Source organism: Microcystis sp. M53603_WE2, from assembly GCF_030065435.1.
Map to the genome: position 1 here is coordinate 1 of NZ_JASJFF010000841.1, position 11,080 is coordinate 11,080.

9 protein-coding genes and 1 pseudogene are annotated in these 11,080 nt (G+C 40.8%); 9 read left to right on the top strand and 1 reads right to left on the bottom strand.

What is annotated here, in order from left to right:
* Window positions 1–424 precede the first annotated feature (424 nt).
* The 3 genes from PX481_RS17850 (at window position 425) to PX481_RS17860 (ending at window position 3,108) form a co-directional block, all read left to right on the top strand.
* A complete protein-coding gene (locus PX481_RS17850; RefSeq protein WP_002760223.1) occupies window positions 425–1,453 on the top strand; it encodes a chlorophyll a/b binding light-harvesting protein in 1,029 nt (342 codons plus the stop codon).
* A gap of 266 nt (window positions 1,454–1,719) precedes the next feature.
* Window positions 1,720–2,232: a flavodoxin FldA gene (fldA, locus tag PX481_RS17855; RefSeq protein ID WP_002760221.1), complete on the top strand. Its 513-nt coding sequence runs from the start codon at window positions 1,720–1,722 to the stop codon at window positions 2,230–2,232.
* Window positions 2,233–2,364: 132 nt separating this feature from the next.
* On the top strand, window positions 2,365–3,108 hold the full coding sequence (locus PX481_RS17860; protein ID WP_288095275.1) for an alpha/beta hydrolase: 744 nt from the start codon (window positions 2,365–2,367) through the stop codon (window positions 3,106–3,108).
* Window positions 3,109–3,136: 28 nt separating this feature from the next.
* On the opposite strand, the gene PX481_RS17865 is transcribed toward PX481_RS17860, so the two are convergent.
* Window positions 3,137–3,307, bottom strand: coding sequence for a hypothetical protein (locus tag PX481_RS17865; protein ID WP_288095278.1), 171 nt, complete (start codon window positions 3,305–3,307; stop codon window positions 3,137–3,139).
* A gap of 317 nt (window positions 3,308–3,624) precedes the next feature.
* Here PX481_RS17865 and PX481_RS17870 point away from each other — a divergent pair, with 317 nt between their 5' ends.
* The 6 genes and pseudogenes from PX481_RS17870 to PX481_RS17895 all read left to right on the top strand — a co-directional run.
* Window positions 3,625–5,214, top strand: coding sequence for a hypothetical protein (locus tag PX481_RS17870; protein ID WP_288095280.1), 1,590 nt, complete (start codon window positions 3,625–3,627; stop codon window positions 5,212–5,214).
* A gap of 348 nt (window positions 5,215–5,562) precedes the next feature.
* The gene (thrS, locus tag PX481_RS17875; RefSeq protein WP_288095282.1) at window positions 5,563–7,419 is read left to right on the top strand and encodes a threonine--tRNA ligase; all 1,857 of its coding nucleotides are present in this window, start codon (window positions 5,563–5,565) and stop codon (window positions 7,417–7,419) included.
* Window positions 7,420–7,533: 114 nt separating this feature from the next.
* The gene (locus PX481_RS17880) at window positions 7,534–8,559 is read left to right on the top strand and encodes a CobW family GTP-binding protein (RefSeq protein WP_288095284.1); all 1,026 of its coding nucleotides are present in this window, start codon (window positions 7,534–7,536) and stop codon (window positions 8,557–8,559) included.
* A pseudogene (hisI, locus tag PX481_RS17885) lies at window positions 8,556–8,873 on the top strand (phosphoribosyl-AMP cyclohydrolase); the annotation flags it as partial. The gene PX481_RS17880 and the pseudogene hisI, both read left to right, overlap by 4 nt.
* 45 nt (window positions 8,874–8,918) lie before the next feature.
* The gene (gene cysS / locus PX481_RS17890) at window positions 8,919–10,358 is read left to right on the top strand and encodes a cysteine--tRNA ligase (protein ID WP_288095287.1); all 1,440 of its coding nucleotides are present in this window, start codon (window positions 8,919–8,921) and stop codon (window positions 10,356–10,358) included.
* Window positions 10,359–10,454: 96 nt separating this feature from the next.
* Window positions 10,455–11,080, top strand: a 626-nt coding sequence (locus PX481_RS17895) for a hypothetical protein (protein WP_288095290.1), incomplete at its 3' end; no start/stop codon positions are given.

Below are 11,080 nucleotides of genomic sequence, written 5' to 3' on the forward strand. Positions count from 1 at the left end.
CCTTGCATTATCCTTCTTGTGGTACATCGCTTGGTACAAAAAACAAGGGCAACAAAGCCTGAAACGACCGACTCCTGACGACCGGCTACTGACTCCTACCCCCAGGAAAAACTTTTTCAGCAGACCCTAATTACAGGCTTGTTTAAGTGATGACAAGCTAATTATCCTCTAGTCTTTGTTAAAAATTAATTAATAATTATTCTCAATTATTTGAGGTGATTACTCTAGCTGCGATCCAAGATTCATGCTGAAAAGCCTTGATTTTCAAAGGCTGATCAGGCTAAAAATACTGATGTATTAAAGTATGCCGAGCAACTGTAACAATTCTTAACTTGACTTTATTGAGAATTATTCTAGACTAAGACTTAAAGCTTATTGCATATTATTATCAATAAGCTTGGTTCTATTTTCGTTAAAAGATGCCATGCAGACCTACGATAATCCTCAGATCGAGTACGACTGGTGGGCAGGAAATGCCCGTTTTGCCGATAAATCAGGCTTATTTATCGTTGCCCACGTTGCTCAAGCTGCTTTAATCGCTTTTTGGGCAGGAGCCTTCACCTTATTTGAAATTTCCCAGTATCGCCCCGATATAGCCATGGCAGAACAGGGCTTAATTTTACTGCCGCACCTGGCCACTTTAGGCTTTGGAGTCGGAGAAAAGGGGCAAATCATCGATATCTATCCCTTTTTCGTGATTGGCTCAATTCATCTGATTTCTTCGGCAGTTTTGGGAGCAGGAGCCTTATTTCACCTGTTAAGAGTCCCAGAAACCCTGAAAGATTCCTCCGGTCCGGGGAAAAAATTCCATTTCGATTGGAGTGAACCCCGACAATTAGGAGTTATTCTCGGTCATCACCTGCTCTTTTTAGGTATAGCTGCATTATTATTAGTGGCCAGAGCTATGTACTGGGGGGGATTATACGACGCAACTATCGGCGCTGTCCGAGTCGTTAGTGAACCAACCCTCGATCCTTGGGTTATCTATGGCTATCAAACCCACTTCGCTACTGTGGACAATCTCGAAGATTTAGTCGGTGGTCATATCTACGTCGGTTTAATGTTAATTGGGGGCGGTGTCTGGCATATTATCGTTCCCCCGCTCAAATGGGCGAGAAATGTGCTGATTTTCTCCGGAGAAGCCATTTTATCCTATTCCTTGGGCGGAATTGCCCTCGCTGGTTTCGTGGCCGCCTATTTCTGTGGGGTAAATACCCTCGCTTATCCAGTCGAATTTTACGGGCCAATTTTAGAAGTGAAGTTAGGAATTGCTCCCTACTTTGCCGACACGGTGAAATTGCCCTTTGGAGTGCATACGGCGCGCTGTTGGTTAGCTAATGCCCACTTTTTCCTCGCTTTCTTCTTTTTACAAGGTCATCTCTGGCACGCTTTACGCGCGATGGGTTTTGACTTTAAACGAGTAGAAAAAGCCTTAAATGCGATAGAAGCCTAGTTTTTTCAAGGAAGATTAGGATAAACTATCGATTTTCCTAATTTTCCCCGCTGATCAATCTTTCTAACTGTCCCTTATGCCTTACTGTCCCTGTTGTAACACCAAATTGCTGCATCACATTGGACGCTCTCGCTCTTATTGGTACTGTAGTTCTTGCCGGCAGGAAATGCCAGTTTCAGAGGGAGAAAACTGTAATCAGGGGCTTTATTCCCTATCAAGGAGAATTAAGAGTTAAACTCACTTATTTCGCAACAAGGACAAATTTTATGGCAAAAATTGGCTTATTTTTTGGCACGCAAACCGGCAAAACCGAAACGGTGGCGGAAATGATTCAGAAAGAATTTGGAGGTGAGGCAATTGTAGAATTACACGATATCTCCTCCGCTTCTACCGAGGATTTTGCCCCCTACGATGCCCTGATTATCGGTTGTCCCACATGGAATATCGGCGAATTACAAAGCGATTGGGAGGGTTTTTACGATGAATTGGATGACATTGATTTCGTCTCCAAAAAGGTCGCTTATTTCGGGATGGGGGATCAAATCGGTTATGCGGATAACTTTCAAGATGCTCTGGGGATACTGGAAGAAAAAATCGCCTCCCTAGGGGGTAAAACTGTCGGTTATTGGCCGACAGAAGGTTACGATTTTAACGAGTCGAAAGCCCTAAAAAATGGCAAATTTGTCGGTTTAGCCCTCGATGAAGACAACCAATCCGATTTAACTGAACAACGGATCAAAACTTGGGTCGCGGGACTTAAGGGCGAATTTGGCGTTTAGTTAGCTATCAATCAGTTATCAGTTATCAGTTATCAGTGAATAGTATTAAGTGGCTAGTTCGCAGCTTTCTTTTCACCAATTACTGATTACTGTTTACTGATCACTGAAAAATCCCCTATATCCTTGATTATTATGTCTCGATTACCTGATGCAGTTTGGATTAATGTTAACCCCAGTTTTCGCCGTTTTGATCGCCCGGTGTTGGATTTTTTAGCCCGGGAAATTGCGATCGCTGATTGGCAATACTGTCAATCTCTTGATGAGCCAGCTTCTCTTGATATCGCCTTGGTATTAATACAAGATTACCTGAAACAATGCGATCAACCGCTGCATTTAGTCGGCCACGGCACGGGGGGATTAGTAGGATTACTGTATGCGCGTCGTTATCCAGAAAGGGTAAAATCCTTAACTTTGCTCTCTGTGGGAGTCTATCCGGCGATCGATTGGCAAGCTCATTATTATGTGCTATCAAAATTACTGCCTTGTTCTCGTCAAACTCTGCTCAATCAATCGGTTCACAATCTTTTTGGTCATCAATCCTGCGCTTTAACCCAAGAATATCGCTATCTCTTGGAAGAGGATTTATTATTGTCCCTTTCTCCCCATAATCTCTATCAGAATGCCCATTTCCCCCCGGGGACAGTTCCCGTACCCCTGTTAGTCTGTGGGGGAGATATCGATACGGTAATTGATCGGCATTTATTGCAGGGATGGCAACCCTGGTTAAAGTCAGGCGATCGCATTTGGAGTTGTCACAAAGGACGTTATTTTTTCCACTATTCCCACCCCTACAGCGTCAGTCAAGAGATTTTTAGTTTCTGGCGATCTCTAGTTCCACAGGAATTTCTTTCTGAGCAAACTGTAATTATTCCTTAATTGACAAAAATCGAGATTTATGTTAAGGCTAATACCGCTCTTTTGTCCGATCGCGATCTGGATAACGCTGCTGTTCTTTTTTACTGCCCTTTTTCTTGCTGTTGCCCAAGGGCGCCGGCAGTTGCAAAAGCTGCATCGAATTCCCTGTAGTCGCTGTGTTTTTTGTACCGGAGATTATCGCTTGAAATGTGCGGTGCATCCAATGCGTGCCTTTTCGGAAGAGGCACTCGATTGTCGGGATTTTGAGCGAGAAACACGTTGGAAGTCGAGGATTGGTCTAAGTTGGACTTGTCTCGGTAAATTTTCGAGATATAGTCATTTCAATTAAGATTGGGAATATCAATGCCAGATAGAATAAGGGTTTTATCGATCGAGAGTGTATCGTACTTATTTGAAATCACTACAATAGCATTCTAGACCCAATTCGTTAGGGTTAGAATGGACACTTTTCGGGGGATCGATCGTCCCGGAGCGATGTACTATAATTAGACTAGGTAACTCGCGCGTCCCGTTCTCATGAACTTCTCGAACATAACAGAATTAAAAGACTATCTTCGTCGATATAACTCTCATTCTATTTTAAAAATGGGAGCTAATATTTGTTGGCGCAACTGGGAAAGCTGGAAGAGTGATCCTTGTAAATGGGTAGAAAGTAACGCATTACGCAATTATGCGATTCGATTGATCCTTCTTGCTAGTGCGGGAAACATACATCGTGATCAAGAAATAATTCCAGAAGAATTCGATTCTTTGATTCAAGTTTATTTTGGTTGGCCGAACCATACAATTTCAGACAAAAATCTGTTGAAAAAAGAATCGGAAGAAATCGTAAATAACATTGCAAAATACGAGAAAAACCATATAAACAAAGTTCGTAACTGGACGATCAAGCCTAGTGATTTTATCACAAAAGAGAAAGTGCGCCGCCATTCGCCAGGACTCTTCTGTCAGCGTTCGGCGGCTTTTCAAAATTCTGGATTTGGAAACCCAATATCCCGTATTCAGCGCACGATTAAATTATTGGAGATTATTCATCAATCACACCCTCTTATTCTTGAGCTTTTTTATCAGCGAGCGGGATTATCAACCCAGGTTTACTTTAATCAATTTATGTCGGCGATTGAATGGGGAAAGAGCAATGGAGAGCAATGGGGTCTTATCGACTTTTCTCGGGATAAAGAACTCGAAGATCAGGGAATTACTCAAGAGAATCTTGAAAAATTTATTTCACTCAATAGCTTGCCTTTTAATCTATCTACAAAAAAAGATTCTCAATGTTTTTGGACAAAAGTTGAGCGAAGTATAGAAACAGTATCAGAACCTTATCAACCATTCTTTTATAATTATTTTTTAGATATTCCATTTATATATCTTGGCAAACAAAAATACTGTCTTCCCGATCCTCTTTCTTTGTCTGAATCCTGCTGGAACCAGATTAACACAAATATTCTTACGCCCTACGAAGAGAATCGAAAAAAACGAGATGGTATTTTAAGTGATGCGGTGGAAACATATCTGGAAACAGTTTTTTTGCCCCAGATTGCTCCGACATCTTTTGAAAGAATTCCTGTTGACGAAACAGACTCGATCAATAAAGCGGGAAAACGAGCAGACTTTTTGATATGCCTTCCTAATGCCTATATTATTATCGAATGTAAGAATTCGCTAATGTCCCCTGACACTAGCGCCTGTTTTCATCCTGAAGGACTAGCCAATTTTTATATGAGATTTCACGAAGCTACAGAACAAATTTCGGCAACCGTTCGAGCGTATAATTTGAAAGATAAGCCTGTTATTCCTTTGGTTCTCTCCTTTTATGATGCAATAAGACCTTCTCAAATGTTTGAATTTATGATCGAGGAAACTAATTATTGTTCGGAATTAGGTCTGACAATGCCGCCTGTTATTCGTTCACTACATGAGTTTGAATATTTTACAGAAAATAGAAGTCTAGAAAATTGGGCCGAGTTAATAATTTGTCAAGCTAAACAACCTCGGTTTGTTCCACCAGATGAACGAGGACAACCCCAACCACATCCTGTTCCACGCGATAATCGGGGTCATGAATATAAGCACTTGGCCGATTATAAATTATGGCTCTTCTAGAGTAGTTATGATATATTAGCACAATAATTCCTGTGAGACTTGTGTAGCAAAGCTTACTAGGAATTCAAAAAAGCAATTTTAATAAAAAAGCTTTTTATTTTGTTGGATTCTCTACTTTTTAAGGAGTTAGGCTCATTTAAACTACTCATTTGCTATAACCAGTCTAGGAGAGCCACTTTTTGCTGGCTATGGAGTACATCTAAGCAGAGTATAGTCAGTCTGAAAAATAAGGGGAATGATTACGAACTCAACCCTTAATATACATAGCTTATAGATGTTGAGCGCATTTTTCTCTCAGACATCAGCCCTCCTCTGCTAAGATGATAATCATTATCATTTTAGCAGGCAATGGTCAATCAGATTAAGTACCCCCTAGCAGAAAGCCCCGTTATCCAAGAAGATTCGCAAAAAATCGTAAAAATACGCCATACTTGCGCCCATATCTTAGCGATGGCTGTACAAACTCTCTTTCCTGAAACCAAAGTCGCTATTGGTCCCTGGACAGAAACGGGATTCTACTACGATTTCGATCGCCCAACACCCTTTACCCCCGAAGATTTGGAGAAAATAGCGGCAGAAATGGGGCGAATTATCGGGCAAAACCTGCCAATTATCCGAGAAGTGCTGGAAAGAAGCGAAATTGCCGCAGAAATCGAGCGCCTTAATCAACCCTACAAAAAGTTAATTTTAGAGAGAATTCCCCCAGATGAAACCATTACCCGTTATTTTATCGGTAGTCCAGACGCAGGACGGAGCGATCGAGAACCCTCGTTAATTGATGGTGCTGTTTCTCCCCCGGAAGAATTTTGGTGGGATCTGTGCGCGGGACCCCATCTCAACTCGACGGGGGAAATTAACCCCGATGCTTTCGCCTTGGAAAGTGTAGCGGGTGCTTATTGGCAAGGAGATGAAAAACAGCCGCAATTACAGCGAATTTACGGCACAGCTTGGCAAACCCCCGCAGAATTACAAAATTATCTCCAACAAAAAGAAGAAGCGCAGCGACGAGATCATCGCAAATTGGGACAACAATTAAAATTATTTAGCATCCAAGAAGATGCAGGTGGAGGCTTAGTTTTTTGGCATCCCCGGGGTGCAACAATGCGTTATTTAATCGAAGATTATTGGCGCCAAGCTCATTTAGAAGCGGGTTATCAATTTCTTTATACTCCCCATCTAGCTAATTTAGATCTGTGGAAAACTTCGGGACATTGGGACTTTTATCGCGACAATATGTTTGAGGCGATCGAGTTAGAACAGCAAAGCTATCAAATTAAGCCGATGAATTGTCCTTTTCATGTTTTAACCTATCAAAATGACCTGCATTCCTATCGAGAATTTCCCCTCAGATGGGCAGAATTAGGCACAGTTTATCGTTACGAGCGATCGGGGGTTTTACATGGATTAATGCGGGTAAGAGGTTTTACTCAAGATGATGCTCATATTTTTTGTTTGCCCGAACAAATTGCCGCAGAGATTCTAGGAGTTTTAAATTTAACCGAGAAAATTCTCTCCGATTTTGGCTTTACTAATTATGAGGTAAATTTATCGACTCGTCCCAGTAAATCCGTGGGTAGCGATAGTGTTTGGGAATTGGCAACCGCAGCTTTAATTGAGTCCTTAAATGCTAAAAAGTGGGATTATATTGAGGATCAGGGAGGTGGGGCTTTTTATGGTCCAAAAATTGATATAAAAATTCAAGATGCGATCGGTAGAATGTGGCAATGTTCCACGATTCAGGTCGATTTTAACTTGCCAGAACGCTTTGATATGCAATATGTCGCTAGGGATGGTACTCGGGAAAGACCGATTATGATTCATCGAGCTATTTTTGGCTCTTTGGAAAGATTTTTTGGTATTTTAATCGAGAATTATGCGGGAGATTTTCCTCTCTGGTTAGCACCTATTCAAGTCCGTTTATTACCCGTTAGTGATGAACAGCAGCATTATGCTTTAGAGGTAGCAGTGCAGTTAAAACAAGCTGGTTATCGAGTGGAAATCGATAAAAGTGGTGAGCGTTTAGGCAAACAAATTCGTACAGGAGAACTAGAAAAAATCCCTGTCTTAGCTGTGATTGGAAAAAGAGAAGTTAGCAGTAAAACTCTAAGTGTTCGCACTCGACAAGGGGGTGATTTAGGTTCGATGACGCTGGCAGATTTATTAGAAAAAATGCAAACGGCGATCCTATCTAAAACTAATCTCTGAAGCTTTTGTATAAACCAGCAAATAGGGGAGATTGATCCCCTCCAGACGAATTTAACAGGGTTGAGAAAAGCCTATTTTCTGCCAATTAATTAACTTACAAGTGGGTTAGCTGCCATGAGTTCTTTGATAATTCCCCTCTCCGATTCCCTCCCTTGTTTACCTAAATCAGGAATGCCTGTGACGATTATTACTGGTTTTTTAGGGAGTGGAAAAACCACCTTACTCAATCATATTCTTGACAATAAAGAAGGGTTAAAAGTTGCCGTCTTAATCAATGAGTTTGGGGATATTAATATTGATTCTCAATTGCTTGTTTCCATCGATGAAGATATGGTAGAATTGAGTAATGGCTGTATTTGTTGTACGATTAACGATAGTTTAATTGAGACAGTCTATCAGGTCTTAGAAAAAGAAATACCCGTGGACTATCTAATTATTGAAACCACAGGATTAGCCGATCCTTTGCCAATTATCCTCACTTTCTTGGCCACGGAGTTAAAATATTTGACTCGCTTAGATTCTATTATTACCCTCGTGGATTCTGAAACCTTTACTGCGGATCATTTTGATAGTAACATTGCCCTTAGTCAAATTCGTTATGGTGACGTGGTAATTCTCAATAAAATAGATCGAGTCAGTTCCAAGAAATTAGATGATTTAGAAAAGTTTATTCGTCGAGAAAAAGAGGGTATAAGACTCCTAAAAAGTAGTTATGGTCAGGTTCCTTTGGGTTTATTGTTAGATCTAGGTTTAACTAAAGAAGAATTGTATAAAGTCCAGTTGAGAGACTTTCAAAAAAATCGCCCAATCTCCAGTGATAATCAATCTACTGAAGACTTTAATTTTGTCTCCTTTGTTAGCGATAAACCATTTAATCTAGATAAATTTGAACCTTTTCTCACGGAAAAAATGCCGATAAATGTTTTTCGAGCTAAAGGGATTCTCTGGTTTCAACAAAGCGATTTAAAACATATTTTTCAATTGAGCGGTCTTCGTTACGATCTGCAAGCGGTAGAATGGGATACATCTCCTCAGAATCAGTTAGTTTTTATCGGCAGAAATTTAAATAAAGAGGAAATCTTGACACAACTAAACGAATGCTTGGCTAGTTCTCAAAAAATTAAAAAGTACAAACTATGAATAATTTATGGATAAAAACTTTAAAATTTAACGAACAGGGATTAATTCCTGCCATTGCTCAAGATTACCAAGATGGAACTATTTTGATGATGGCATGGATGAATCAACTATCGATCGAAAAAACCCTAATTACAGGAGAAGCTCACTATTGGAGTCGTTCCCGTGGAGAATTATGGCATAAAGGCAAAACTTCTGGACATATTCAAAAAGTTAAAGCTATTTTCTATGACTGTGATGCTGATACCCTACTGCTCAAAATCGAACAAATTGGCGATATAGCCTGTCATACGGGAGCAAGAAGTTGTTTTTTTCAAACGGTTGATTTTAACCCCTGTCAGTATCTTAAATAACTCAAAAATATGCTAATTTACAACACCCAAACCCGACAAAAAGAACCTTTTAGCACGCTCACCCCCGGACAAGTGAAAATGTATTGCTGCGGGGTGACAGTCTATGATTATTGTCATCTTGGTCATGCGCGTTCCTACATTGTTTGGGATGTCATCCGTCGCTATTTAACTTGGCGAGGTTATCAGGTTACATATATCCAAAACTTTACCGATATCGATGATAAAATTCTCACTCGCGCTCAACGGGAAGGAGTTTCCATGACAGAAATTTCTCAGCGCTATATACAAGCTTATTTTGAGGATGCCAGACGTTTAAACATTCAAGAAGCGACTAATTATCCGCGAGTAACTGAACATATTTCCCAGATTCATCAGTTGATTCAAGAATTAGAAAAAAAGGGCTATACCTACAATGTTAATGGCGATGTTTACTACAAAGTCAATCAATTTCAGGACTACGGCAAACTATCCGGTCGTCATCTCGAACAAATGCAAATGGGAGCAAGTGGACGTTTAAGCGAGCTAGATACAGATAAAAAACAACATTCCTCTGATTTTGTTCTTTGGAAAGCGGCAAAAGCTGATGAACCCAGTTGGGATTCGCCTTGGGGTTCCGGTCGTCCGGGTTGGCATATCGAATGTTCGGCTATGGTACGATCGCTATTAGGGGAGACGATCGATATTCACGGAGGTGGTGGGGATCTGGTATTTCCTCACCACGAAAACGAGATTGCTCAATCGGAAGCGGTGACAGGGCAACTTTTGGCCCGTTATTGGTTGCATAATGGCATGGTTAGGGTTAATGGCGAGAAAATGGCCAAATCTACGGGCAATTTTACCACTATCCGTGATTTACTCAATCGTCCCCTCGATCCAATGGTTTTACGTCTCTTTGTTCTCCAAGCTCATTATCGCAAACCTTTGGACTTTACGGAAGCGGCGATCGATTCAGCGCGTAATAGCTGGAATACACTGCAACAGGGTCTTTTATGGGGTAATAGTGATCAGGACGAGCTATATCTAGATATTTCGCCTTTTTCCGACTCTATATCCCGCTTTCAAGCTGTAATGGATGATGATTTTAATACTGCGGCCGCTTTAGCAGTTATTTTTGAACTAGCGAAAGATGTACGACGCGAGAGCGCAAATAAGCAAGAAAATATTGCTAAATGGCAAACCTTAGTATATTTAGCTAAAATACTGGGATTAGAAGCTAATCCAGAACCGGAGAATTTATCAGCGAGTTTACCAGAAACGGCTATTCAAGAACTGATTTTTCAAAGAAATAGCGCTCGAAAAGCCAAAAATTATCCCGAAAGCGATCGATTAAGGGAACAATTAAAAATGATGGGAGTTACCCTAGTTGACTTACCCGATGGACAAACCCAATGGTATCCTACAGAAAAGAAGGATAATACGCCAGAAATTAAGGATTTTTTCGCTAAATAACGCAGTTATTTCTGGAAAAATAGTTAACGGCGTTGACTTGCTGCTATCGGGCTTATGCTAGAATGATTATCATTACCACAATAGAGAAGGAGCAAAATGATTATCGTGGTGACGGGGGGTATAGCTGCGGGAAAAACCCATTGGATTCGCGAACAAATCGCTCAGAGCAAGCAGCCAAGTCTATATTTTAGTCCCCAGACGGAAACTTTTCCCATTGATCGTCTCACTTTACAGAGTGACTTTCCCCAGTTGTCCTGTGTTTCTAGGGAAGAAGAAGACCGTTTAAGCAGTTTATCGGCTAAAAATACGGTCTATATGGAAGTACCATGGCATTTAGACCCAGAATCCCTCGAAAGCTTTCTAAAACCCCTCAATTGTCATCGGGTAGCGATTACGTCTCCAGAAGCAGAAATCTCCGAAGGACAAGTACCCGTCGATGAAATTGTCTTCAGTCCCGTCAAAACAACAATAAAAGGTGATCAATGGTTAAAAAAACGAGAAATACAGATTTATAGAGCCGTTTTAACGGGAGAAGTCCTCGATTTTTCCAGTTTAACTACCTTTTGGACAGAATTAACCCAAGGAGCCTATGGGGAAGTGCTGCGGGTCAAAAGTATTTTTGATATCATTGATGGTCAGTGTATTTATGGGGAATTTAGGGATGAATGGCCAGAAAAAGACTTTCAAAGCTTAAATTTACCCTTAAATCTCGATGGGAGACC

Bases quoted from the DNA above. Each gene is read 5' to 3' on its own strand.
- PX481_RS17865 (WP_288095278.1), bottom strand. From the start codon at position 3,307: ATGCACCGCACATTTCAAGCGATAATCTCCGGTACAAAAAACACAGCG.
- PX481_RS17870 (WP_288095280.1), top strand. From the start codon at position 3,625: ATGAACTTCTCGAACATAACAGAATTAAAAGACTATCTTCGTCGATAT.
- cysS (WP_288095287.1), top strand. From the start codon at position 8,919: ATGCTAATTTACAACACCCAAACCCGACAAAAAGAACCTTTTAGCACG.
- PX481_RS17880 (WP_288095284.1), top strand. From the start codon at position 7,534: ATGAGTTCTTTGATAATTCCCCTCTCCGATTCCCTCCCTTGTTTACCT.
- PX481_RS17860 (WP_288095275.1), top strand. From the start codon at position 2,365: ATGTCTCGATTACCTGATGCAGTTTGGATTAATGTTAACCCCAGTTTT.
- PX481_RS17850 (WP_002760223.1), top strand. From the start codon at position 425: ATGCAGACCTACGATAATCCTCAGATCGAGTACGACTGGTGGGCAGGA.
- fldA (WP_002760221.1), top strand. From the start codon at position 1,720: ATGGCAAAAATTGGCTTATTTTTTGGCACGCAAACCGGCAAAACCGAA.
- thrS (WP_288095282.1), top strand. From the start codon at position 5,563: ATGGTCAATCAGATTAAGTACCCCCTAGCAGAAAGCCCCGTTATCCAA.